We start from the raw sequence: 23,236 nt of genomic DNA, 5'->3' as shown, positions 1-23,236 counted from the left end.
GTATTGCATTTGATAGAACTAAATTAATAAAAGAAAGTAAACTTAAAAGCTACATATCGATATTTTCTAAATAGTTGTTACTTGTAATAATAGGTTTTATAAGCTATTTTTTATTCGTTCCAGTTGTTAAGCCTATCAATGTATAGGTAACTTTCAACAAATTTTCTATGCTCTAAACTTGTCATTTTTTCTAACAAATTAAGAGCAGATATATAACTTGTTAAGTTTCCGTTTGACGAACTAAATTTTCCATCTTCTACAAAGGTTACTAAACTGTCATTTTGAACTTTTAAATTTGGGTAATCTTCTTGAAGTTGTTTTCCTCCTCCAATATAGGTTACAATTTTATGTCCATCTGCAATTCCAGAAGCACCAATAAGCTGTGCACCAGCACAATTACTTACAATATACTTAGTCTCTTTATTTTTTTGTTTTATAAAGTCTATCATTTTTTTATTTCGTACTTGAGCATACATATCGTAACCACTCGGAACAAATAAAGCAGTTAGTTTAGGGCAATCGTTAAATGTGTAATCTGGAATAAAGTGCATGCCTTCTTCAGTTGTAATTGGTTGTTTAGTTTCAGCGATAGTAATCACGTTAAAGAGCTGCTCAAAATCTTGATTTGGTTTAGCAAAAACATCTGATGTTGCTATTACTTCACCTTGTAAAACACCATCAAACATTAAAAGACCTATTGTAGGCAATTCTGATTTAAACGGCTTTAAGTGTTTTGCTTGTTTATTAACTGTTTTAACTTCTTGTTGCGTTAAATTAGTTTTTGATACTTGCTCTTTTTTGTTGGAATTACAACTCGTTAGAAAAGCGACTATGGCTACTAATGTGACTATTGTTTTCATTTGTGGAATTTTTAGTTGGTTTTAAATTGGTTTATCTTGTAATTTCCAGGTGTAAATCTAAAGACTTTCATTAAACGGTTCCATGTGTTACTTTGTGAGATTGCCAGAGTTAAGTAACAAATTTCTTCCTTAGTGAAGTGATTTAATAAGGTATTAAATGTTTCATCATTTATAGGTTGATGACTCAGTTTAGTAAGTGTTTCAGTTAGCATAAGTACGACTCTTTCTTCTTCTGAAAAATAATGTGTTTCTTCCCATACGCAAAGCGATGATAATCGCAATTCGGTTTCTCCTAAATGTTTTAATTCTTTGTAGTGCATATCTACACAGTAAGCACAACCATTTAATTGAGCAGTTCGCAATCTGATAAGTTCTAATAGTGTAATACTTAATGATGTGTTTTCAATAGAGGTTTCAATTGCTCGTAAATTTTCAAACATTCCGCTAGGAATATCTTGGTACATAATTCGTTCCATTAGTTTTAATTTATATGTTTAAAACAAAACTATTGTAGAAACCTTTAAAATTACTTAAGCTGGTTTAAGAAAGTAGTTTTCTTTTAATTTCACTTAAATATTCTGGCGTTAAACCAAGAAAGCTAGCAAGAAGATATTGTGGTACACGTTGAACAAACTCTGGGAAATGATCTCTAAACTGAATGTACATTTCTTCTTTAGAAAGACTATTTATGTATTTTAAACGTAGTAATGCTGAACCATAAGCAGTTTCATAAATAGATCTGAAATATTTTTCCATTTTAGGAAACTTATCTAATAACTCTTGATAATTTGAAAACGTTATGGATGACACTTTTGAGTTTTCGACGGTCTCAATATAGAAATCTGATGGCATTTGGTTTTGAAACGCTAAAAAATCTGATAACCACCAATTCTCTATAGCAAACTGAGAGGTTTTCTTGGTTCCAAAATCATCAATAAAATACAGTTGTAAGCATCCTTTTTCAACAAAAAACAACTTGTCACATCGTTTTTTTGCATGTACTAGTGTTTCCTTTTTATTGTACGAATGCAAATCGAAATAATGTAAAATTCCATCTATTTCTTCTTTTGAAATAGTTAAGTAGTTTTTTATATGGCTAATTAAAACACTTTCACTCATTTGCTTGTATTAGAATATAATTAAGCTTTGTATATGGATTTTCTATGTTGTGACATTCTATTCTTATTTAATATTGAAAACTTGGAACGTCTAATAAAATGTTATGGTTTTTGAAAAGATCTACTACTGATTGAAGTTGATCATTAATTTGAAGTTTTCTAAACGGCTCATTTAATAAAGTTTCAACATTAGATTTCATTTCATCACTGTGATATTCTATTAAAAATTCATTATCATTTAAAGTTATCAAACAATCATTTTCATTAAAATCAATCAAAACCAAAGGGTTTATTCTAAGAATACTATTAGTGTTTGGATAACCTTTTTTAAGAACTTTAAACAATGCTTCAATAACTCTATCAACAGTTATAGATGTCAGACATATTCTATGGTCACAATTGAGAATAACATCATAATTACATTTTAAATTGCAAACTCCCTTTTTTCCCCAAATGAGTTCATTATGTTCTGCAAAACTTCCCCAACTTCCTGGACCTGTTGGACCATAAATACCAACAGTGGGAATATTAAAACTTCCAGCAACATGAGTGATTCCAGCATCATTACCAATGTGAAACAAAGCACCAGACATAATTTTCCCAACCTCTGTCATACCTCCTGTTATTAATTCAACATGTTGCATTTCTTTTGAAAAATGTTGTGTTATATTTGGATCTTCAGGTCCTTGAATAATCTTACAACCTAAATTTGGAAAAAGATTACTAAGCCTTTCAATAAGCTCTGCAAATTTTTGTGTTGGCCAAATTTTTAAAAGGAAACCAGCACCATGATGCACCACAAAATATGGCTTATTAGGATTTTTTGACTGTTGAAAAAATGGATATCTATCTAAATGATTTTCGATTGAAATATGTAATTTTGAAACCGTATCAATATAATGCTGAATTGCGTGTTGCTTAACTTTTTTATGAGTAGGATAGATTAATGCATGAGGCAAATCATAACCTCTAAATGCAGGATAATTACCAAGTTCGTAAACCTTATCGTAGTTTGCTTCATTTTTTCTAGCGTCTTCTTCATTAACAATAGTTACCGTTTTAAAATAAATAGTGAAAAATTCAACCAAACGTGGAGCGACAGCAAAATGAAGTTCAGTGGATACTTTAGATAATTTTAAAATGGCAGGAAGACAAAAGAAAATATCGCCTAAACCACCATAACTTTTGTAAACCAAAACTTTACCTAGTGACTGAGGATGCGTATTAGAATGTTCTGTAATAATTTTATCGATTTCACGAAAGAAGTTGTGAGGTGCCAACCTCATTTCTTCTATTGCGCTTTCTTTATCATTAGGATAAAAATCGAATGAAAATGTACCAATTCTATCATTAGATATAATTTCACAACCAGACAAAAAAGCTTCAGCTACCAATCTTCCTGATGGTTCTGGCCATACAGGTTTACAGAAAAACGTTTTGGTTTTACCCAAAATCTTAAGTACATCTGTATTACTTATTGGCTCATGAAATGTAATATTAGTAGGCAGCTCTCTTTTTAATGTATTTCTGCCATAAACTGGAAAAGTTTTATTTGGATGTTCCTTAGCATAATCAACATAGTCATTTCCTCCTTTCAAATAGTTTAAATTACCAAAAAACGGAATCGATTGATCTTCTTTTATTTCTGATGGTTTCAAATTATTGATATCAACCATAGGTGGCATAATAAGGTAATTATTAAGTGCTTCACCATAAAATTCGAAATGAGCTTGATAGTGTTTTGGAGATTGAAAAACATTGAGTTTTGCTTTTGCAAATAAAGATCTAAACAGGTGAAATTTTTCTGTATCACAACAATTTCTTATTGCTTTATCAACAGTACATAATATATTTCTTCTAATGCAAAAATTGTAATCGTACTCAACTTTAATATATAAAAGTTGTTTTGATAGAATATAAGTGATTAAATCTTTCTCGTATGTACATCGAGAAGTACTGTTAATAATGACAAGATCAGCAAGTTCTATATGAGTTTTTGTAGCATCAAAACTTTTTAGAGCATCATGCATTATTTCATAACCTTTTTCTTTTCCAAAAACCATTAATTCTTTAATGGTTAATTCTGCACCTCTAGGCGTATCTAAAGTTGTGTCATGTAAAAATAATATGCATTTCAAGTCTAAAAAGCATTTAACGATTAAAATAGAATTTTTGAATAAGCTTATTTAAAACATTTTAATCTCTTAATAACCGTCATCGTAGTAACCATCATCGTAATAACCGTCATTAAAAAAATCATCGCCATCATCATCATCAGAACTACAAGATGAAGCCAATGACGCAGTAATAGTAACTGCTGACAATGCTAACAAAGCTTTCCCTGAATTCTTAATAAAGTTTCTTCTATTCATAATTGAACGGTTTTAATGCTGTATTTGTTTAGTTGGATTGGTTAGGTCTAAGTTAGTAAAATAAAATGAATCAGAGGGAAATCGGTTATAATTTTCTGAGTACACAAACTGAGTTTTCGATTATATCTATTATGAACAACTGTTTATTACTTTTCTTCACGTAAAATTTTATCCATTTTACGACCTCTTGCCAACTCATCAATGAGTTTTTCCATACGTCTGCATTGTTTATATAATTCAAATTCGTCTTCTATTTCTTCAATTCGATAACCACAAACGACTCCTTTAATTAAGTGTGCATTAGGATGTATTTTAGCTTTTTGAAAAAAAGTACCAAAAGTTACTTTCTCTTTTATAAGTGTTTGTAAAGCATCTTCATCAAAACCAGTAAACCATTCAATTACTTGGTTGAGTTCTTCTTTTGTTCTACCATTTTTCTCTAACCTATTCAAGTATAGTGGATAAATAGATGCAAATATCATATTGGCAACCTGTTCATTTTTTTTGGCTGTAACTTTCATTTTTAATGGATTTTGAATTAATTGAAGCCCACATTTTTATGTTATTGTTCGTTAAGTTTGACTTGCCTAAAGATAGTAAACTCTCTCACAATTAGCTAGGATTCTATGAGTGGACAAAGAACAAGTAATGAATTATTAGACTGTTGACGTAATAGTTTTTTACTTTACAATTTCAGGAAAAGCATATAATAATTGCCTTTTAATTACTCTTCCAGTAGCTTGTCTTGTTCCTGAAAATCCATTAAACTCACTTGGAGCGCCTTTTTCCCATTCAGATTCAAATACATTTTCTTTAGTTAAAAGATGGATTACTTTGAGTTTAACTCTTCTCTTTGTAATCATATATTTTGTAGCTTGAATTTCAATTGCAAAATCTGCATCTTCGATTGAGTTTACAATTTTGCAACTTGCCAAATTATTTATTTCTCTTCTCAAGATATTTAATGCATCAATTTTTTTTACATTTTTTTTCTTTTTTGTAGTTAAATATTGCAGATATATCTTTGAATTCTCAATTAAACTTTTACTTTCTTGGCGTGTATTTTTTTTTGTAAAAGTTTGAGTATCTCCATTTTTAAAATTAATTTTATCAACTTCATCTTTATTAATTATAAATAAAGCTCCATCTTGATAATTGAATTTTTTATATTTTATTTCGGAAGAGTTGATTTCTATAATTTTTGAAATAATAGGTTCTTTTTCACTTTTTAAGTATATCGTATCTTGACTATATATGTTTAATAATCCAAATAAAAAGAAGACGAAAAATAGTGTTTTGTTCATTTATTTATTTTTTTAGAATGTTGTATTTCTATTACGTCAATGTGTTTGTTTATGGCATGCTGCGTTGCTTTGTTAACAAATTTAATAAATAAAAACTGTCATTAGTTTTGCATGATGAAAATGAGACGTAATAAATTATATAAGGTATTATAAAACGTACTTTTTATTCCGATTTATTGTTTTCATTCCATTCAGAATATTCATTATTCCATTTGGGTTTAATTATTATTCCGTCCAGTTTATTTTTAGAGTTTGTATACACTCTAATTTCTGCAATTTCTTTGGTTTTAGAAAAAGTAGCTTTATATCTAAAATATTTATAACCCGTTTTGTCAGATAAAATTTCTGATAAATTTAGTTTTGTTAACTTTCCGTAAGTAGCATTATAGTTGTCGCAAGTTTCAACCACTTTTGGTTTTTCAGTTTCCCACAACTTGACTAATCTTTCCGTAGCGTGTTCGGTTATTAGCTTTGGAAAATCGTAAGAATCGCAATTTATAAAGGTTTGATATGCAAAATTATATGCTGATGTTTTTTCAGATTCTGCCACTGTATCCATTGCCAGTTTGTTCTTTTTTAAATCGTCACGTTTTAATTTAGCTTCATTAGTAGTATTTTGAGCTTTACAACTCATTGTAAAAATGAAAACCAATTGTACTATTATGAATATCGTTTTTCTCATATGTTTGCTAACACATTTATGTATCAGGCAGTTACTGTTATCTTTTAATAATCTTAATTTGTCGTTGCTTATCTTTAGAATTTAATTGAATAAAGTAGACTCCTGAAGGTTGGTTTAATTTTAACTGATATAAAGCTTCAGTAATATTTCTTTTTTGATAAACGATATCACCTAAAACATTAAATACTTTAAGGTCTATATTTTTTAGATCTCCAAAATTCAAATTTATGACATCTTGAGTTGGATTTGGATATATAGAAATTTTTTCATCAAGAGCATTTTCTGATACACTTAACACAGGTATTGAAAAATCTAATTCATCAATCATTAAAAGTGATATAGAGCCTGTAGGAGTACCTCCAGTAAAACGAATTTCATCTATATTCTCCCAAGCGGAAGAAAAAGTTAAAGTGCCACCATTTGCAGCAGGATTAGAATCTTTAGTATATGTTACAGAATTACTTGTGTCACTTGTTGTAAAATCTATATTATCACTAATAATACTTGTTCCATCTCGATATCCTGTAATAGTTGCGGTAAAGACATAACCATTTGCAGAAGGCTTAGCAGACATATCAGCTTCCATAGATACAATTTTAAATTCTGAACCATCAGCACTTCCTAGTCTATAATCAAATACTCCTATATTTGGACCATTTACTGTTCCAGAATTATCAATGTTAAATAATAAACCTAAATCATTAGCAAATGGTGTAATGATAAAATCAGAACTTTCAGAGAGAGAAGCCATTTGACTAATAGAATTTGGAGATATCTGCTGGAATCTAATTCCGTTTGTAGTAAAGTCAAGACCTCTTAAAGCTGGAGCTAAGGCATCAAAGTTTTCGTCATTTACTTGTGCAAAAAGTGAAGTTGATATTAAGGCTAATAAAATTGTAAATCCATTAAATTTAAAAGTGTAATTTTTATTCATGTTTTATTGTTTCTGATTGTTGTTTTTAATGTTTGCTAACGTATTTTAATAAGCCATAAATATACTTCATCTAAAATGAAAACACTAGTTATTTGTAGCTCTTTTTTTACATTTTAAAAGGCTTTTCTAAGATGCTTCAAGATGTGTTCGGGATTGCTCCTAAAACATCGAATTTTTAAAATATGCATACAAGCTTTTCTCGAACAAGTCTCGAACAACACTCGAAGAAAACCCATCAAAAAACGCTTTTTGGGCGAAAAATTGTGTCAATCTGTGTCAATTTGTATCAATCTGTGTCAATTTGTATCAAATTGTATCAACTATTTGTTTTTAATATATTTTGCATATACATTGTGTCATTATTAATCTCTAACTATTATGGCATATGTAAAACAAGTAACTTAGGTGGTTTTCTACATTTTTTGGTACAGGTTGCATCATGGTATCTTCTCCTGTTTTAAAGTATTCTTTTGGTTGTACTTTATATTAATTACTAATGCAACTCAAAATTAGATTATTAAATAAAGACAGATGCATTTTAATTACCAATACAATTTCACTATCTATTTACATGATTTTTTAACCATGTTTTAGGCGTAACACCTTCCATTTTTTTAAAATAAGTATTGAACACTGTTTTTGAATTAAATCCACAATCGTAAGCTAAGGCGATTAATGTTAAATTTTGATTTTCTGGCAAAACAACTTTTTCCTTAAACTCTGCCAAACGGTATTGATTGAGATATTCTTTGAAGTTTTTTTGATAGTATGTATTTAGTAACCAAGACAGTTTATTAGAAGATATTTGTAAGTGTTGGGCAAGTGTTTTTAAATTGAGTTGAGCATCTGTAAACAAAACCTTTTGACGCATTAAACGGTCTAGTTTTTTGCTAAGTGCCTCTACTTCATTTGGAGTTAATAGAATATTTGAATTAGGTTTATCTATCATCAATTGCTCTATGTTATTACATTTACTGTAAATTTTATTTAGAGCTTCTTGCCATTGTTTAAAACTATGTAAAGGTTTTAATAAAGGGTCTATTTTAATTAATGTTATTAGCGGCTCTTGGTAATTTATACCATTGCTAATATGTTTAAATGCTTTTTCAAAATTGCCCAATAAAGTTTCGACATATATTAAAAAGAAACGTATACGTTCTCTATTTTTACCATTAAGTTCCTTTTCTAGGTCAGCAATAAAAGGCTGAGCCATGTTTTTATCTAATCGTGATGCATAAGCAATAGCCATCATTTGTGAACGCTCTAAATGAGCGCCTTCAATTTCAGGAATATTTTTAGCCAATTTAATTATACTTTCACAATTATTTTGATGAGCTGAAGCTAAAGCATTAATAGAGTAACCAACTAAAAAAGAAGCATCTAACTCAAATGTTCTTTTAAAAAGAGCATTTGTAACTTCAAAATTTCCCTTAATATAATTATGATAGGCAGAAAAATAATTGTTAAGTGGTAAAAGAGGATCTAGTTCTAAAGCCTTTTGTATTTGTTTTTCTGCTAACACATGACAGCCTGCCAATTCTAAGGTAATGTAAAGTTTGTTATAAGCGTCTGCATAACCTGGACGCAAATCTATTGCTTTTCTTAAATAGTTTACGGCCGAATTAAAATCCCAATGGTAATTTAAAGCATGCCAACCCAACGAATGGTATGCTTCTGGTAAGTTAGGATTTAGTTTTAAGGCTAAATTGAGGTAGTTTTCGCCTTTGTTTAAGGATTCACCAACAGGAGCTAATCCGCCAGCGGCTAAAATATTATAAGCATAATGTAAGCTAACATAAGCTTCAGCAAAATTAGGGTCTAGTTTTATAACTTCTTCTAAAATACTAATTGCTCTATTAACATGTTCTACATTAAATTTATGAAGCTCATATTTTGCTTTTAAATATAAATCGTAAGTAGAGTATTGTTGTTGTGAAACTGTACCAAGCATCTCTGCAACTTCAAAATGACCAAAGTTTTCACGAATTTTTTCAGCTATTAATAAGCTAATTTCATCTTGAATAGTAAAAATATCATCTAAGTCTCGATCATAATTTTTAGACCAGAAATGGCTTCCGTCTTCTGCATTAATAAACTGTACAGTGATACGAATTCTATTGACCGAACGTCTTACACTTCCTTCTAAAACAGTATTTACATTAAGTTGATTGGCAATATTTCGAACATCTAAATTTTTTCCTTTAAATGAAAATGCCGAGGTACGAGCTATGACTCTTAAGTCTGGAATTGCAGTAAGCGCATTAATAATTTCTTCAGTTATTCCATCAGAAAAATACTCAGCTTCCTCATCGCTACTCATGTTTACAAATGGGAGGACTACTATAGATTTATTTTGGTCAGTCATTTCAATTTCTTGAATGCTAAAATATAAAAAATGTTCTGAATTACATTTCAGAACTTATTGAATAACTAACAGAACTTTTGATGTAATAAATGCTAGCATATTTGCATCATATAAATCGAAAACTATTCATTATGAAAACATTACAAACAATTTCATTTTTTATTATTCTAAGTATTTTTCTTGGGTGCTCATCTGATGATGATAATAATTTAGCAACAACCAATTACACCAACGTTGAAACTCTTTTAACTGAAACTAATTTTCAAGGTTATGCCATTGTAACTAAAGATGGCAATGATTTAGTTCGCCAAGGCTTTGGGTTAGCAAACAAAAGCACAGCTCTGCCGCAAGATTTTGACCTAGCTTATCGTATTGGTTCTGTATCTAAAACGCTAACAGCTGCTGCAATTGTACAATTAAAGCGTGACGGTATGATTAGTAGTTTTAGTCAAACGTTAAATGAATTTGATGATGCATTTCCAAATGGAAATCAAATTACTATAGCGCATTTATTATCACATCAATCTGGTATTCCAGATTATCAATTTGTAGTTGAAGAAGCTTATGAGCAAGGTGAAACTTTTGATGAAGAAGATATTTATGAGCTAATTACTGATATGATTTCAGAAAACGGCCTCAATTTTACACCAGGTAATAATAAACAGTATAGCAATTCTAATTTTCTTATTGCTGCTTTGTTAATTCAAGAATTATCTCAAATGTCTTACCATGATTATGTTCAGCAAAACATATTAACTCCTCTAGGAATGATTAACACCTACAAAGGCAACAATATAATTGATCAAAACACTCATGCAGAAGGTTATCATATAGGCAATAGTAATAGTACTTACCCAATGACTATTGCATTTGGTGCTGGCGATTTTAGTAGTACACCTGAAGATATGGAAATTTGGGCCAATGCTGTAAAAACAAATTGGTTTACCGAATCTGAAAAAGAAGAAATATTTATTGAAAATGTTCCTAGTGGTTTTGTTGATTTTGGCTTAGGTTGGTTTACTACACAAGAAGGTAATACTACAATGTTTTGGCATGGAGGCGATATTAATGGTTATTGGAGTATGATTGGCTTTTTGCCACAATATAATGCAACAATTGTATTGTTAAGTAATGAACAAGATGATACAGGTTCACAGCGTAATACGATAATTCAGGGATTGTTAATGAATGAATTTAATTAATATAATTAGAACAATCAAAAAATGAGAACAGTATTTTTAACAATTGCCTTAATATTAGTAAGCTTTATATTAGAAGCACAAGAAAAGGAAGTTGCTAATCGGAAAGGTTTTGTTATTGGTTTATCTTCAGGTTATGAACTATATAAAAAGGACAATTTTGCTTTAGATTTTCAACTTCAAACTACTTTAGGCAGAACTTTTTTAAAAGGAGATGGATATAGAGATGCTGCAACAATATTTATAGGAGTAGGTTTTAACTGGTATTAAGATAACAAGCACAATAAAGGTGTAGTGTATTTGCCTTTATTGTGCTCTTTAGAACTCTTTTCTATGAGTTTGGGCTTTATACTCTTGTTTTATATGTCTAAACTGCTATTTTCCTTTTAGGTCGTTAATAATCCATTGCATCATATTATCTTTTCCTTTAGAATAGCTTTCCCAATCATATTCAATTAAAACATCGGGTTGAACTCCTTGGGTTATTTTTTCTTGAAATCTGAAAAGGCGTTTTGAGTATGTAACTATCATTCCTGAATTTGGAAGTTTAAATTGTCCCATATCTTGATATCCTGTCGGATTAGAACCTGTTGGTTCTCCAACAATTTTTGCATTTAGCATTTGCCTAAATTGTGAAGCATTACTAGTGGCTGCAGAAAAAGTTACTTTATCTGTTAGTACATAAACTCCCGATTTCCAATCAATACTATCTGCTAAGTTTAGATAATATGCTAAAAATGTGCCTACAAAAAAATCTCCACCACGATTATTTCTTAAATCAATGACAATTTGTTTGATGTTATTTTTATTGATATAGTTTAAAACAGATTCTCCAAACATATCCATGTCCTCAAACGAAGGATAACTTTCAAATTTTATATAAATCGCTTCCGTAGTTTTTATAGGGCTAAACCAAAGATAATCTTGTTTTAGGTCGATTGGTTTTTCTATTTCAGGAATTACAATTTCAAGTGTCTTGAACTCAACATTTTCATAATAATCGTTACTATTTATTGCTTTTAATGTTAACTCTGTTCTCTTTTTGTTGTCATCTAAAAATGAGAAAACTGCATCAAATTTGTTATTTGTTAAATTTAATCCATAAAGTAATTCAGATATCATTGAATATTGAGCTACTCTAATAACTTTGGATTGTTCATTTCAACATATTGAGCAACTTTACCAATTTCATTTTCGATTTGCATCATTGTTTTTCCGTCAATTGCTATCAATTCTTTGCCCAAAAGATGCTCATGCGCATTGGTCGTTTTAATAACTCTCCATTGTTCTTCTATTTTGGAAATTTCAATGGGATATAAATGAGTTTCTATTCCTCTTAAAGAAAATGCAGTATGTCCATCTCCAATTTTTCGTGTTAGCCGCATTAAACTAATGATGATATCAGTATCTGTTTTTTTGTTTAAGTTTGATTTTATCTGCTCTAATTCTTGTTCAAACTCGACCTTACTGATATTCTTATATAATTCAATATGATACTTTTCAAGATTGGTTCTATACAATTCAAGGTCTTCAATCCAAAGCTTAGAATCTGTAGGTTGAGCACAAGCAGTTGAAAAAATGAATAAAATGGAAATAGCAATTAAAAATCTAATCATATATAGTTGATTTTTACGCAGTATCTATTGCCCCAAATATTGCAAAACATTAGCTTCTATCCTACTCTGTATATTAGATACGTCTGCTTTTACAAAAGGTTCTCCCATGATATTTTCATAAAGCTCGATATAACGTTCACTAACCGTTTCAATATAATCGTCACTCATTTCTGGAACGGTTTGTCCTTCAAGTCCTTGAAATTCATTAGCAATAAGCCATTGCCTTACAAATTCTTTTGATAGTTGCTTTTGTGGTTCGTTTTTATCTTGACGTTCTTGGTAACCATCTGCATAAAAGTAACGTGATGAGTCTGGCGTATGAATTTCATCAATTAAGACAATCTTACCTTCTTTTGTTTTACCAAATTCGTATTTGGTATCTACCAAAATCAAACCTCTTGATGCTGCAATTTCGGTTCCTCGTTGAAATAACTTTCGGGTATAATCTTCTAAAACAAGATAGTCGTCTTCTGAAACAATGCCTTTTTTGAGAATGTCTTCTCGAGAAATGTCTTCGTCGTGATCTCCCATTTCGGCTTTAGTGGCTGGTGTGATGATTGGTTCTGGAAACTTATCGTTTTCTTTCATGCCATCTGGCATTTCAACACCACAAAGTAAGCGTCTACCTGCTTTATACTCACGTGCTGCATGACCAGAGAGATAACCACGAATGACCATTTCTACTTTAAAGGGTTCGCATAAATGACCGACTGCTACATTAGGATCTGGTGTTGCGGTTAACCAATTAGGTACTAAATCTTCAGTAGCTTTCATCATGCTGGTTGCTATTTGATTTAAGATTTGACCTTTATACGGAATTCCTTTTGGCATCACTACATCAAAAGCCGATAAGCGATCGGTTGCAATCATGACGAGTGCTTCGTCATTAATATTATAGACTTCTCGTACTTTTCCTTTATAAACACTTTTTTGGTTTGGAAAATTAAAATTTGATTCTGTTATCGTTTGATTTTGATTTGCCACGAATGAACAATTTGTAAGGTTATTAAAATGTCCTAGCCCAGATTGAAGCATTTGTTGGAGCTCCTTGAAAAGAGCGACTGCTGAAAGCTGGAATAAGCTCCTAAAAAAATTAATCTCTATTTTCGATACTCTTGTATGCTGAAATGACTTTCTTTACTAATTTATGACGAATAACATCTTTATCATCAAGATAAATCATGCCAATGCCTTCAATATTTTTGAGCACTAAAAGCGCTTCTTTTAAACCCGAAATGGTACGCCTTGGCAAATCGACCTGACCAGGATCTCCTGTGAGTAAGAATTTTGCGTTTTTTCCCATACGCGTTAAAAACATTTTCATTTGCGCATGTGTTGTATTTTGACCTTCATCTAAAATTACAAAGGCATTATCTAAAGTTCGTCCACGCATAAATGCCAAAGGTGCTATTTGAATGGTTCCGTTTTCGATAAATGCTGCTAATTTTTCTGCTGGTATCATATCACGAAGTGCATCATACAAAGGCTGCATGTAAGGATCGAGTTTTTCTTTTAAATCTCCAGGAAGAAATCCTAAATTCTCTCCAGCTTCTACTGCTGGTCGTGTTAGTATGATTCGTTTTACTTCTTTGTTTTTTAATGCTCTAACGGCTAAGGCAACTCCTGTGTAGGTTTTTCCAGTTCCTGCTGGTCCAATAGCAAACACCATATCGTTTTTACGCATGCTTTCAACAAGCTTACGTTGGTTTACGGTTTGCGCTTTAATGAGTCGTCCATTAACACCATGAACAATTACTTCGCCACTTTGGTCTGAAGTTGTATAGTCATCACTACTTTGACTGGTTAGCACACGTTCAATAACATTTTCATCTATTTTGTTATACTTACCAAAATGCACCATAAGCATTTCCATACGACGGTCGAATTCTTCTAATAAGTTTTCATCGCCATAGGCTTTAATTTTGTTTCCTCTGGCAACAATTTTGAGTTTTGGGAAGTATTGTTTTAAGATTTTAATATTAGCGTTTTGAGCTCCGAAAAATTCTTTAGGAGTAATTTCTTCCAGTTCTAAAATAAGTTCATTCAAAAGCTATCTGATTTATAAATTAATCTGTTTTCTTTTATTAGTTTTGTGATGAGAGAAAATGAAGCTCATTTTATCATCTTAACCAAAAATAATTAAACTATTTAATTCACATGCTTACCATTGAATTAAAATATTGATTAGTTTTTAACAGTTTTATTTGATAATTATATTGAGCTTTTATATGTAACCTATTTATGGTAATCTATTTATGGCAATCATCACATTAACAACCGATTTTGGCGAAAAAGACCACTTTGCTGGTGCCATAAAAGGTGCTATTTATAGCGAATTGCCTGATGTGAGAATTGTTGATATCTCACATTCTGTTGCACCTTTTAATGTACCTGAAGCTGCTTATATTATTCAAAATGCGTATAGTAGTTTTCCAAAAGGAACGATTCACATGATCGGAATCGATTCTGAGCTTAATCCTGAAAATAAACATATTGCTGTGCAATTAGACGATCACTATTTTATTTGTGCCAATAATGGTATTATGAGCATGATTTGTAAAGATATTGCGCCACAAAAAATAGTAGAAATTAACATTCACGATCGTGTGGCTACAAGTTTTCCTGTGCTCGATGTATTTGTCAATGTGGCTTGCCATATTGCTCGAGGAGGTACACTTGAAGTTATTGGTAAAATAATTCATACTATTAAGCCTATCAAGAATTTGAATCCGTTTGTAAATGATGAAAAAAATCAAATTATTGGTAGCGTGATCTATATCGATAACTATGGTAATGTCGTTACTAATATAAAACGTGTTTTTTTTGAATCGGTTCAAAAGACACGTCATTATGAAATTTCGGCTCGAAATTATAAGTTCAAGCATATTTATGATAAGTATAGCGATGCCATTAATTTTGATATTCCTGAAGAAAAACGCTACGATGCTGGTAAAGGTTTAGTGGTTTTTAATTCGGCAGGTTATTTAGAAATTGCAGTTTATAAAAGCGATTGTAATACTGTAGGCAGTGCCACAAGTTTAATGGGATTAAAATTAAGAGATACGGTTACAGTAAACTTTGTAGCCACACCTGTTATGCCTAAAGGAAAAGAACTGTTAGAACGATAATATATGTTTGTAAGAATTGTAAAAATGGAATTTGATCCACTAAAGATTGATGAGTTTTTATCTAATTTTGAAGTTGTCAAAGATAAGATTAGAGCTTTTGAAGGTTGTCAGTTTTTAGAACTGTATCGCGATAAACACAATACAAACGTTTTTTTTACGTATAGTTATTGGACGTCTGAAACCGATTTAGAAAATTACAGACATTCTAAATTATTTAAAGGTGTTTGGGCAAATACAAAACCTTTATTTAACGCTAAACCTGAAGCTTGGAGTGTGGATAAAGTTGCTTCGCTGAAGTAATAGAGTTTGAAAGTTGTAAGGTTATAACGTTGAATGTAAAATTATTAATTAATGACAGAAAACGACATAAAGCAAAGCTGGAATAATCTTTTTAAACCATTTATAATTGGATTGTTAATTCTTATAATATCACAACTAATTTATCGTTTTGGTAGTCGATCGATTTATATGTTTGGATTCTATGGTTCTATTCTTGGTCTTACCTTTATGGTCTATACAAGTATTCAAATGTTTAAATTCAAAAAAAATCTTAAAAGAAAACCACAAGTAAAAATTCATGATTAACTCATAAACGTTTAACTTTCCAACTTAAAAATTTTTAACTAAAATTAATGTACGCCATTCTAAAAAAAGAAATCAATACCTTTTTTACTTCACCAATTGGTTATTTGGTGATTGCTGTTTTTCTTTTGCTTAACGGTTTATTCCTTTGGTTGTTTAAAGGGCAGTTTAACATTCTAGATAATGGCTTTGCAGATTTGTCAAGTTTCTTTCTTTTAGCGCCTTGGATTCTCATTTTTTTAGTACCTGCTGTAACCATGAGAAGTTTTGCAGATGAAAAAAAACAAGGCACTCTTGAGTTATTACTTACCAAACCTATTAGCCATTTGCAGATCGTTTTAGGAAAATATTTTGGTGCATTGGTATTAATTATCATCGCTTTAATACCGACTTTGTTATATGCTTATACCATTTCAAAACTAGGAAATCCTGAAGGCAATTTAGATGTTGGTAGTGTGATGGGTTCGTACTTTGGGTTATTATTTTTAATTGCTGCTTATACTGCTATTGGTATCTTTGCTTCTAGTCTTTCAGACAATCAAATTGTAGCATTTATCATTGCGGTTTTTATATGCTTCTTTTTCTATTTCGGATTTGAAGGTCTCTCTAACTACAACTTATTTGGTGATGCATTTTATATTGAAACATTAGGTATGGAATCGCATTTTAAAAGTATGAGTCGTGGTATTTTAGATACTCGTGACATTATTTATTTTTTGAGCATTACAGCATTATTTGTTGTACTAACCAAATTAAACATATCAAGAACTCATAACGCTTAATGGTAGCTAATAAAAAATACATCACAACTTTAGTGATTACCTTAGTGGTAATTTTTATTGTTAATTTAATTTCTAGTAATGTCTATAAACGTTTTGATTTAACAAAGGATAAACGTTACACACTTTCTGAAGCAGCGAAACAAACCTTAGTTTCAGTTGATGCTCCAATAATTATTGATGTGTTTTTAGAAGGTGATTTTCCTTCAGAATTTAGACGACTTCGTGATGAAACTCGTCAAATACTAGAAGAATTTGCAGTTTCAAATTCCAACTTGGTATTTAATTTTATCAATCCGATTGAAGAAGAAGCTACTCGCCAAAGAAACCTTCAGCAATTGGCACAAAGAGGTATGCAACCCTTTCAGATTACAGTTCAAGAAAACGGAAAAACCTCTCAAGAAGTTGTGATTCCTTGGGCTTTGGCAAGTTATAACGAACAAACTGTCATTGTTCCGCTAATTAAAAATAAAATTGGTGCTTCAGACCAAGAATTGGTTAATGGCTCTATACAGAACTTAGAGTATGTGTTTGCCGAAGCTTTTAAAAAACTAGTCACTCCTAAAGAAAAAAAGATTGCAGTCTTAAGAGGTAATCAACAACTCGCAGATGCTTATGTTGCCGATTTTCTTCAGAAACTAGGTGAGCATTATTTTTTAGCACCTTTTACCTTAGATAGTGTAGCTAGCCATCCTCAAAAAACTTTAAAAGACCTTAGTAATTACGATTTGATTATTTCGGCTAAACCTATGCAACCTTTTACAGAGGAAGAAAAATATGTCCTTGATCAGTATACCATGCAAGGCGGAAAAAGTCTTTGGCTGACTGAAGCTGTTGTGATGGACAAAGACAGTTTGTATAACAATTCTGGAAAAGCAGTTGCTATTATGAAAGATTTGAATCTTACCGATTTTTTCTTCAAATATGGTGTACGTATAAATCCTGTAATGGTAAACGACCTCTACTCTGCTCCAATAACTTTAGCTATTGGAGAAGGAAACAACGCTCAATTTCAACCTGTGCAATGGCCTTATTCGCCTTTGGCTGCTAATAATCCTAATCATCCAATCACCACAAATATAAATCCTGTTCGTTTTGATTTTGCAAGTCAAATAGATACCTTAAAAAATTCGGTAGATAAAACCATTTTATTACGAAGCTCACAATTAACAAAGCTTGTTGGTGTTCCAAATGAAGTAGATTTAGATATCGTAACTCAAGAACCAGATCCTAAAACATATACAAATCCGCATCAAACCTTAGCGGTTCTATTAGAAGGCGAATTTGCATCTGTTTATAAAAACAGAGTAAAACCATTTCAACTCAATGACGATAAAACCCAAAGTGAATCTACTAAAATGATTGTCATTGCAGATGGTGATGTTATTAAAAATGACGTTATAAAAGGCAAACCACAAGAACTTGGATTTGATCGTATGACTGGTCGTCGATTTGGAAATACAGAGTTTCTTCAGAATGCAGTGAATTATTTATTAAATGATGACGGACTCATAAACTTAAGAACTAAAGAGGTTGCGCTTCAGTTTTTAGATCCTCAAAAAATAGAGAAAGAAAAAGCCAAATGGCAAATTGTTAATATCGCTTTACCTTTAATTATTTTAGTCTTATTCGGGTTTGTGTTTAACTTCTTTCGAAAAAGAAAATATGCTTAATACTCTTGTGTGTTGAAGACTTTTACATAATTTAAAACGCTAATACATATCCCAATATTAAGTGTTAATAAAAATGTATAAATAAGGCTTTATATTACCAGTTAATAAAATATATTTGTTGTTCAATTCTATTATTTAAATCACAGATGAAATTTATAGTATCCAGTACATATTTACTTAAACAATTACAAGTATTAGGTGGTGTCATTAATAATTCGAATACACTTCCAATTTTAGATAATTTTCTTTTTGAATTAAAAGATTCAAAACTTACTGTATCTGCAAGTGATCTCGAAACCACAATGGCTTCTACTTTAGATGTAGAAAGTGATGAAGACGGAAGCATTGCCTTACCTGCTCGTTTACTTTTAGATACCTTAAAAACATTTCCAGAACAGCCTTTAACTTTTGTTGTTGAAGATAATAACACTGTTGAAATTAGTTCTAATCATGGTAAATATGCACTTGCTTATGCTGATGGTAATGAGTTTCCAAAGGCTGTAGAACTTGATAATCCGAGTACTACAACCATTGCTGGAGATATTTTAGCAACTGCAATTAGCAAAACTATTTTTGCTGCTGGAAACGACGATTTACGTCCAGTGATGAGTGGTGTCTTTTTTCAGTTTTCTACCGAAGGTTTAACCTTTGTTGCAACAGATGCTCATAAACTGGTAAAATATACTCGTGAAGATGTTAAAGCAGATCAGGTTGCAGAATTTATAATGCCTAAAAAACCTTTAAACCTTTTAAAAGGAATTTTAGCAACTAGCGATGATGCGCTAACTATTGAATACAATAATTCTAATGCTAAATTTATTTTTGATAATTCTGTATTGGTTTGCCGCTTAATTGATGGAAAATATCCGAACTACGAAGCTGTGATTCCAAAAGAGAATCCTAATAAATTAACTATAGACAGAACACAGTTTTTAAATTCAGTACGTCGTGTGAGCATTTTCTCAAATAAAACAACACATCAAATCCGATTGAAAATTGCTGGATCAGAATTGAACATTTCTGCTGAGGATATTGACTACTCTAACAAAGCTGAAGAGCGTTTAACGTGCGATTATCAAGGCGACGATATGCAAATTGGATTCAACTCTCGCTTCTTAACTGAAATGCTAAACAATCTTAATGCTGACGAAGTTCAACTAGAAATGAGCTTACCAAACAGAGCTGGTATTCTTACACCAATTGATGGTTTAGACGAAGGTGAACAAGTAACAATGCTTGTTATGCCTGTAATGCTTAATAGCTAGGCTAATAATATTGCTATTTCAATAATTACTTATTAAAAGGCTCACTGTAATGGTGAGTCTTTTTTTTATAAAAAAGGTTCATCATTATAATTTTGATGAACCTTTATTTTTTGTACTAAAAACGGTTTATTCGTCCACCGAAGTTATATATAAGAATCCGCCTTCGTAAGTTCCTGTAATTTCTGTTCCATCTCCTCTGGTAAAAGAAAACGATAAACTAATTGAATCTACCGTATAATCTATAATAGTAATACTACCAGAAGTAACTTCTAAATCAGCGTTAGTCCCACTTTTATAAAATTGACTAAAACCGTTTTCAAATTCAGAATTAATGACATCTCCATTAACAACAAATTCTAAACTAGAAATATCTGACAAATTATAAGTTTCACCTGATGAAAGATCAAAATGATTGATTCTTGCTGAAAAATAATCTACATTATTAAGCGTAGTTCCTTCAAATGAAGCGGTTGTTTCTGCCTCTGTACTATTGGTTAAACTTAAAAATACTGAATTTAAAGTAGGTTCTATAATTGCTGCTCTCATCTCATAAGAAGACTCACCCACGCTTATAAAATTATTTTCGGAAGCGTTTGAACTATCATCTGAAGCGCATGATGATACTATTATTGCAAGTAATACAATTGTAAAATGTTTTAAGTGTTTCATAATAAATTTGTTTTTGAAAAATTTGGTAAAAAAAGCGCTCACAGTTGTGAGCGCTAGATTAAGTTGACATCATATCAACTTAGTTCCTAAGGAACTTCTTGTTAATAGAATTTTTAGATGTTTTTATTTGAATGATATATAAGCCAGTGTTTAAATTAGATACATCAATGCCTCTATTTATTGTATTAGCTTGTTTTACTAATTGCCCATTAATATTATAAATAGCTACGCTTTCAATTTGCGCTGTAGATTTAATAAATAATCTATCACTAACTGGGTTTGGGAATAGTTTTACTGAATTCTCATTCAAAACAACATCGCCAACACCTAATGTAGAATTATATTCATAAGTACCTAAATCTATGGTAGTATTAACTATTCTATCATTACCTGATAAATCTAAATCACCAAATAAAGCTTCATCGTAGTAAGCGTTATCTCCTTGATCAACAATATAATTTGAAGCTGATGTTGGTTTATATTCAGTATCTAAATTTAAATTATCTGTTGCTGGATCTAAAGTGGTTACATTTGTCGCACTAAATGTCCCGTAAGTTCCAGCGTTTGATGATACATTTGCAATAGAATTTCTAATAAACACATCGTAAGTAGAATTCATTCCGTCGGAAATATCTCTTGTTGCTGTTGTACCATTGACTGTATTCTGCCAAAAGATAGAATTATTAACATTTAGGTTAACACTACCATTACCTGATGCCGTTATAGAATTGCCATAAGTACCATTATAATCATTATTAACAAACGTACTATTATTAATTACAACATCTAAAGTGCTTCCGTTATTCCAATCTGATCTGAAAATATGTAATGCCGAAAGATTAATATCGTTATCGGCTACCAAAACATTTGCCCAACGTGTAAAAATATAACCGTTTGTACTATCAGATTGCACATAAACCAATCCCATATTAACAATGGTGTTATTGATAAACTTGGTGTTTTCAATAAGTAATCCTTGATTAAATTTTCTAATTTTTAGTAAATAGCCATTAGAATAGTTATTTCTAAATACCGAATTTTTAATTTTTAAGTTATTAGCATTTAAATTATTTGGTATAAATATAACACCGTTTTCATGTACTCCACCAGATTGCGAGGTGTCGTAAATGTTTTCAAAAATAATACCATCAAAAGTGACGTTGCTTGTTCTTAATTCAAATAAACGCTCTGCATTATCGGTTTTATTCGAAGAGAAATCTCCATCAATATCATCACCATTAATATCACCAGTAAAAATGGTAGCATTTGTAGCATGAATAGCTGTTAAGTCTCTATCTGCTAGAGTCGTTTCGGTTCCTGCAAAACCTCCAATAATATCTACTTCGTTTGTACTAACAGCTATTGGTATGTTTTTATCTGCTAATGTATAGGTTCCTTTTGCTACCCAAACAGCATCATTTAAATTGGTAAGTGCTAAAGCGTCTGTTACGTTTGTAAAAGCATCTGTCCATGAACTACCATCGTTGGCGCCTGTTGCATTTGCATCTACATAATACACTGCTGGTATACAATTTTCGCTATAACTTGTTTGATTATCTTTAGTCCAACCTGCCACATACAAACCACTGTTTGCTGGTGGCGAAAAGCCAGTATCTACTTGAATACAAGTTAAACTTGGATTACCATAAGCTTTCATCCAGTTTATATTGCTGTTATTACCATTAGCTATATTTAATTCGTATAAAACAACGTTGTTATGACATTGTATGTCTGTAATTAGCGTATTGGCACTAATATCTAAAGTTTCAATTTGATTATCAGCACAATGTAAACGCGTTAAGGCTAAGTTATTACTAACATCTATAGTCGTTAAATTATTTGTGTAACAATCTAAACGTGTTAAATTGGTAAAGGCTTCAATACCTGTTAAATCTGAAATTGACAAACCATTGATAAGTAGCTCTGTTGTAGCTTGTGCTTCAGCCACTGTAATTTCAGTATCACCATTTAAATTGATGCTATTATTGTTTACTAAATAACTTTTAAAATTAGCATCTGGAATGTTTACTATTTGATTTAATGCAGCACAGTCTTCACTATAAAATGCTGAGCTACCTTTTGTCCAACCTAGACTGTAAATTCCAGCATCTGTAGGTGGCGCATAACCTGCATCTATTTGAATGCATGATAAACTATTACCATAGGCTTTCATATAGCTAAAGTTACTGTTATTACCATTAGCAATGTTTAATTCATATAAAACACCATTGTTATGACATTGTATATCTGTAATTGATGTGTTCGCACTAATATCCAACGTTTCAATTTGATTATCAGCACAGTGCAAACGTGTTAATGCTAGATTATTGCTTACATCGATAGACGTTAGATTATTACTGTAACAATCTAAGCGCGTAATATTAACAAAAGCTTCAATACCTGTTAGATCTGAAATAGATAATCCATTTACCAATAATTCACCTGAAAAAGCTTGCGCTTCTGCAACAGAAATTTCGCTATCGCTATTGGTATTAATTGCTGCATCACCAACAAGATACGCTTTAAAATTAGCATCGGGTATGTTTACATTTTGAGCAAAAAATGCCGACACACCCAAACATAGGTAGGTCGTTAATAAGAGTAATGTTTTTTTCATTGTAGTTGAGATTAATATTAATTTTCAACTACAAAACAACAATCCTATAGAATAAATTTAAGTGGGATTTTTC

At 31.0% G+C, this 23,236-nt stretch carries 24 protein-coding genes; 8 read left to right on the top strand and 16 right to left on the bottom strand.

Going from position 1 to position 23,236, the window contains the following annotated elements; all coding sequences use genetic code 11:
- Positions 1–110 precede the first annotated feature (110 nt).
- From ACP15M_RS01175 to ACP15M_RS01130, 10 genes are all read right to left on the bottom strand, one after another.
- The gene (locus ACP15M_RS01175; RefSeq protein ID WP_425075334.1) at positions 111–860 is read right to left on the bottom strand and encodes a DJ-1/PfpI family protein; all 750 of its coding nucleotides are present in this window, start codon (positions 858–860) and stop codon (positions 111–113) included.
- Positions 861–871: 11 nt separating this feature from the next.
- On the bottom strand, positions 872–1,336 hold the full coding sequence (locus tag ACP15M_RS01170) for a carboxymuconolactone decarboxylase family protein (RefSeq protein ID WP_425075333.1): 465 nt from the start codon (positions 1,334–1,336) through the stop codon (positions 872–874).
- 64 nt (positions 1,337–1,400) lie between these two features.
- Positions 1,401–1,979, bottom strand: coding sequence for a Crp/Fnr family transcriptional regulator (locus ACP15M_RS01165; protein WP_425075332.1), 579 nt, complete (start codon positions 1,977–1,979; stop codon positions 1,401–1,403).
- Positions 1,980–2,046: 67 nt separating this feature from the next.
- Positions 2,047–4,116: a glycosyltransferase family 9 protein gene (locus ACP15M_RS01160; protein ID WP_425075331.1), complete on the bottom strand. Its 2,070-nt coding sequence runs from the start codon at positions 4,114–4,116 to the stop codon at positions 2,047–2,049.
- 66 nt (positions 4,117–4,182) lie between these two features.
- Entirely contained in the window at positions 4,183–4,350 is a 168-nt protein-coding gene (locus ACP15M_RS01155) for a hypothetical protein (RefSeq protein WP_425075330.1), read from the bottom strand.
- Between the two features lie 146 nt (positions 4,351–4,496).
- Positions 4,497–4,871 carry a DUF2200 domain-containing protein gene (locus tag ACP15M_RS01150; RefSeq protein WP_425075329.1) on the bottom strand — a complete coding sequence of 125 codons (375 nt, stop codon included), beginning with the start codon at positions 4,869–4,871 and terminating at the stop codon, positions 4,497–4,499.
- A 159-nt stretch (positions 4,872–5,030) separates the two neighbouring features.
- Positions 5,031–5,654 carry a hypothetical protein gene (locus tag ACP15M_RS01145; RefSeq protein ID WP_425075328.1) on the bottom strand — a complete coding sequence of 208 codons (624 nt, stop codon included), beginning with the start codon at positions 5,652–5,654 and terminating at the stop codon, positions 5,031–5,033.
- 163 nt (positions 5,655–5,817) lie between these two features.
- Positions 5,818–6,288 carry a hypothetical protein gene (locus ACP15M_RS01140; protein WP_425075327.1) on the bottom strand — a complete coding sequence of 157 codons (471 nt, stop codon included), beginning with the start codon at positions 6,286–6,288 and terminating at the stop codon, positions 5,818–5,820.
- A gap of 85 nt (positions 6,289–6,373) precedes the next feature.
- Positions 6,374–7,270 carry a T9SS type A sorting domain-containing protein gene (locus ACP15M_RS01135; protein WP_425075326.1) on the bottom strand — a complete coding sequence of 299 codons (897 nt, stop codon included), beginning with the start codon at positions 7,268–7,270 and terminating at the stop codon, positions 6,374–6,376.
- 559 nt (positions 7,271–7,829) lie between these two features.
- Positions 7,830–9,635, bottom strand: a complete 1,806-nt coding sequence (locus ACP15M_RS01130; RefSeq protein ID WP_425075325.1) for a helix-turn-helix domain-containing protein — start codon at positions 9,633–9,635, stop codon at positions 7,830–7,832.
- Positions 9,636–9,766: 131 nt separating this feature from the next.
- On the opposite strand from ACP15M_RS01130, the gene ACP15M_RS01125 reads away from it, so the two are divergent.
- Complete coding sequence (locus ACP15M_RS01125; RefSeq protein WP_425075324.1) at positions 9,767–10,837, top strand: serine hydrolase domain-containing protein; 1,071 nt, start codon at positions 9,767–9,769, stop codon at positions 10,835–10,837.
- 21 nt (positions 10,838–10,858) lie between these two features.
- Positions 10,859–11,104: a hypothetical protein gene (locus ACP15M_RS01120; RefSeq protein WP_425075323.1), complete on the top strand. Its 246-nt coding sequence runs from the start codon at positions 10,859–10,861 to the stop codon at positions 11,102–11,104.
- A gap of 105 nt (positions 11,105–11,209) precedes the next feature.
- Here the strand turns inward: ACP15M_RS01120 and ACP15M_RS01115 are convergent, their stop codons facing one another.
- The 4 genes from ACP15M_RS01115 to ACP15M_RS01100 form a co-directional block, all read right to left on the bottom strand.
- Positions 11,210–11,956 carry a S41 family peptidase gene (locus tag ACP15M_RS01115; protein WP_425075322.1) on the bottom strand — a complete coding sequence of 249 codons (747 nt, stop codon included), beginning with the start codon at positions 11,954–11,956 and terminating at the stop codon, positions 11,210–11,212.
- An 11-nt stretch (positions 11,957–11,967) separates the two neighbouring features.
- A complete protein-coding gene (locus ACP15M_RS01110) occupies positions 11,968–12,450 on the bottom strand; it encodes a hypothetical protein (RefSeq protein WP_425075321.1) in 483 nt (160 codons plus the stop codon).
- A gap of 24 nt (positions 12,451–12,474) precedes the next feature.
- A complete protein-coding gene (locus ACP15M_RS01105; protein ID WP_425075320.1) occupies positions 12,475–13,434 on the bottom strand; it encodes a phosphoribosylaminoimidazolesuccinocarboxamide synthase in 960 nt (319 codons plus the stop codon).
- Between the two features lie 109 nt (positions 13,435–13,543).
- Positions 13,544–14,497, bottom strand: coding sequence for a PhoH family protein (locus ACP15M_RS01100; RefSeq protein ID WP_425075319.1), 954 nt, complete (start codon positions 14,495–14,497; stop codon positions 13,544–13,546).
- A gap of 208 nt (positions 14,498–14,705) precedes the next feature.
- On the opposite strand from ACP15M_RS01100, the gene ACP15M_RS01095 reads away from it, so the two are divergent.
- The 6 genes from ACP15M_RS01095 to dnaN all read left to right on the top strand — a co-directional run bounded on the left by ACP15M_RS01095 (position 14,706) and on the right by dnaN (position 19,877).
- Positions 14,706–15,578 (top strand): SAM hydrolase/SAM-dependent halogenase family protein, encoded by an 873-nt coding sequence (locus tag ACP15M_RS01095; protein WP_425075318.1) that lies wholly within the window; start codon positions 14,706–14,708, stop codon positions 15,576–15,578.
- A gap of 3 nt (positions 15,579–15,581) precedes the next feature.
- A complete protein-coding gene (locus ACP15M_RS01090; protein WP_425075317.1) occupies positions 15,582–15,878 on the top strand; it encodes a putative quinol monooxygenase in 297 nt (98 codons plus the stop codon).
- A gap of 51 nt (positions 15,879–15,929) precedes the next feature.
- The gene (locus ACP15M_RS01085) at positions 15,930–16,163 is read left to right on the top strand and encodes a hypothetical protein (RefSeq protein WP_425075316.1); all 234 of its coding nucleotides are present in this window, start codon (positions 15,930–15,932) and stop codon (positions 16,161–16,163) included.
- A 47-nt stretch (positions 16,164–16,210) separates the two neighbouring features.
- Positions 16,211–16,942, top strand: a complete 732-nt coding sequence (gldF, locus tag ACP15M_RS01080; protein ID WP_425075315.1) for a gliding motility-associated ABC transporter permease subunit GldF — start codon at positions 16,211–16,213, stop codon at positions 16,940–16,942.
- Positions 16,942–18,612 (top strand): gliding motility-associated ABC transporter substrate-binding protein GldG, encoded by a 1,671-nt coding sequence (gene gldG, locus ACP15M_RS01075; protein ID WP_425075314.1) that lies wholly within the window; start codon positions 16,942–16,944, stop codon positions 18,610–18,612. The genes gldF and gldG overlap by 1 nt, the downstream gene beginning before the upstream one ends.
- 146 nt (positions 18,613–18,758) lie before the next feature.
- The gene (gene dnaN / locus ACP15M_RS01070) at positions 18,759–19,877 is read left to right on the top strand and encodes a DNA polymerase III subunit beta (protein ID WP_425075313.1); all 1,119 of its coding nucleotides are present in this window, start codon (positions 18,759–18,761) and stop codon (positions 19,875–19,877) included.
- A gap of 126 nt (positions 19,878–20,003) precedes the next feature.
- On the opposite strand, the gene ACP15M_RS01065 is transcribed toward dnaN, so the two are convergent.
- Positions 20,004–20,546, bottom strand: a complete 543-nt coding sequence (locus tag ACP15M_RS01065; protein ID WP_425075312.1) for a hypothetical protein — start codon at positions 20,544–20,546, stop codon at positions 20,004–20,006.
- A gap of 79 nt (positions 20,547–20,625) precedes the next feature.
- Positions 20,626–23,163 (bottom strand): T9SS type A sorting domain-containing protein, encoded by a 2,538-nt coding sequence (locus ACP15M_RS01060; RefSeq protein ID WP_425075311.1) that lies wholly within the window; start codon positions 23,161–23,163, stop codon positions 20,626–20,628.
- Positions 23,164–23,236 lie beyond the last annotated feature (73 nt).

The sequence above is a fragment of the Psychroserpens sp. S379A genome, from assembly GCF_049800755.1.
GTDB lineage: Bacteria > Bacteroidota > Bacteroidia > Flavobacteriales > Flavobacteriaceae > Psychroserpens.
Note: the sequence above shows the minus strand (reverse complement) of the source record. Positions and strands in the feature narration are given on the sequence as shown.

Coding starts and splice junctions, on each gene's coding strand:
- ACP15M_RS01095 (WP_425075318.1), top strand. CDS start 14,706: ATGGCAATCATCACATTAACAACCGATTTTGGCGAAAAAGACCACTTT.
- dnaN (WP_425075313.1), top strand. CDS start 18,759: ATGAAATTTATAGTATCCAGTACATATTTACTTAAACAATTACAAGTA.
- ACP15M_RS01065 (WP_425075312.1), bottom strand. CDS start 20,546: ATGAAACACTTAAAACATTTTACAATTGTATTACTTGCAATAATAGTA.
- ACP15M_RS01175 (WP_425075334.1), bottom strand. CDS start 860: ATGAAAACAATAGTCACATTAGTAGCCATAGTCGCTTTTCTAACGAGT.
- ACP15M_RS01145 (WP_425075328.1), bottom strand. CDS start 5,654: ATGAACAAAACACTATTTTTCGTCTTCTTTTTATTTGGATTATTAAAC.
- ACP15M_RS01150 (WP_425075329.1), bottom strand. CDS start 4,871: ATGAAAGTTACAGCCAAAAAAAATGAACAGGTTGCCAATATGATATTT.
- gldF (WP_425075315.1), top strand. CDS start 16,211: ATGTACGCCATTCTAAAAAAAGAAATCAATACCTTTTTTACTTCACCA.
- ACP15M_RS01170 (WP_425075333.1), bottom strand. CDS start 1,336: ATGGAACGAATTATGTACCAAGATATTCCTAGCGGAATGTTTGAAAAT.
- ACP15M_RS01060 (WP_425075311.1), bottom strand. CDS start 23,163: ATGAAAAAAACATTACTCTTATTAACGACCTACCTATGTTTGGGTGTG.
- ACP15M_RS01125 (WP_425075324.1), top strand. CDS start 9,767: ATGAAAACATTACAAACAATTTCATTTTTTATTATTCTAAGTATTTTT.
- ACP15M_RS01090 (WP_425075317.1), top strand. CDS start 15,582: ATGTTTGTAAGAATTGTAAAAATGGAATTTGATCCACTAAAGATTGAT.
- gldG (WP_425075314.1), top strand. CDS start 16,942: ATGGTAGCTAATAAAAAATACATCACAACTTTAGTGATTACCTTAGTG.
- ACP15M_RS01110 (WP_425075321.1), bottom strand. CDS start 12,450: ATGATTAGATTTTTAATTGCTATTTCCATTTTATTCATTTTTTCAACT.
- ACP15M_RS01120 (WP_425075323.1), top strand. CDS start 10,859: ATGAGAACAGTATTTTTAACAATTGCCTTAATATTAGTAAGCTTTATA.
- ACP15M_RS01085 (WP_425075316.1), top strand. CDS start 15,930: ATGACAGAAAACGACATAAAGCAAAGCTGGAATAATCTTTTTAAACCA.
- ACP15M_RS01165 (WP_425075332.1), bottom strand. CDS start 1,979: ATGAGTGAAAGTGTTTTAATTAGCCATATAAAAAACTACTTAACTATT.
- ACP15M_RS01135 (WP_425075326.1), bottom strand. CDS start 7,270: ATGAATAAAAATTACACTTTTAAATTTAATGGATTTACAATTTTATTA.
- ACP15M_RS01155 (WP_425075330.1), bottom strand. CDS start 4,350: ATGAATAGAAGAAACTTTATTAAGAATTCAGGGAAAGCTTTGTTAGCA.
- ACP15M_RS01130 (WP_425075325.1), bottom strand. CDS start 9,635: ATGACTGACCAAAATAAATCTATAGTAGTCCTCCCATTTGTAAACATG.
- ACP15M_RS01115 (WP_425075322.1), bottom strand. CDS start 11,956: ATGATATCTGAATTACTTTATGGATTAAATTTAACAAATAACAAATTT.
- ACP15M_RS01140 (WP_425075327.1), bottom strand. CDS start 6,288: ATGAGTTGTAAAGCTCAAAATACTACTAATGAAGCTAAATTAAAACGT.